The organism is Stenotrophomonas geniculata ATCC 19374 = JCM 13324 (assembly GCF_001431625.1).
GTDB lineage: Bacteria > Pseudomonadota > Gammaproteobacteria > Xanthomonadales > Xanthomonadaceae > Stenotrophomonas > Stenotrophomonas geniculata.
The window spans coordinates 1-627 of record NZ_LLXT01000077.1 but is presented as its reverse complement, the minus strand read 5'-3'; the positions used below and the strand labels follow the sequence as shown (position 1 = coordinate 627).

The following is a 627-nucleotide window of genomic DNA, read 5'->3' as shown; positions in this document are numbered from 1 at the left end:
CGCGCCATGCAGATCGACAGCGAACAGCTACTGCAGCCGGTCGACGCACAGGCGCCGTCCGGTCCAAACCTGGAATACACACCGGAGTTCCAGAGCCTGGAAGAACTGGCGCGCCCGCGTCAGGAGCGCGCACTGGGCGCGGGCGTGCTGGTGCCCGAGGCGCCGGAATGGCGTCAGGTCGCCGACAGCGCGGAGCAACTGTTGTTGCGCTCCAAGGACCTGCGGCTGGGCATCCTGCTGAGCATCGCCCGCCTGCACCAGGACGGGCTGGTGGGCTGGTCCAGCGGCGTCGGGCTGCTCCGGCACCTGCTGGAACGGTTCTGGGACGACGTTCATCCTGGTCTGGATGCCGATGAGGACAACGACCCGACCGAACGCGTCAACGCCATCGCGGCGCTGGGCGACAGCGAGCGCACGCTGACGCAGCTGCGCAACGTCCGCCTGTTCAAGGGATTGCATCCTGGGCACTTTTCGCTGCGGGATCTGCGCATCGTGCAGGGCACGCTCAAGCTCGCTGCGGATGAGGTGGGCGAAGCGCCGGAGCTTGCGGCCATCGATGCCTGCCTGCGCGACTGTCCGCCGGAGGCGCTGCTGGATCTGGATGCGGCATTGGCCGCTGCGCAGGAC

Annotated in this window: 1 protein-coding gene; it reads left to right on the top strand. The window is 68.3% G+C overall.

The features are described from left to right. Nucleotides 1-6: 6 nt before the first annotated feature. On the top strand, nucleotides 7-627 hold a 621-nt coding region (locus tag ARC63_RS04100; protein WP_338141129.1), incomplete at its 3' end, for a type VI secretion system protein TssA.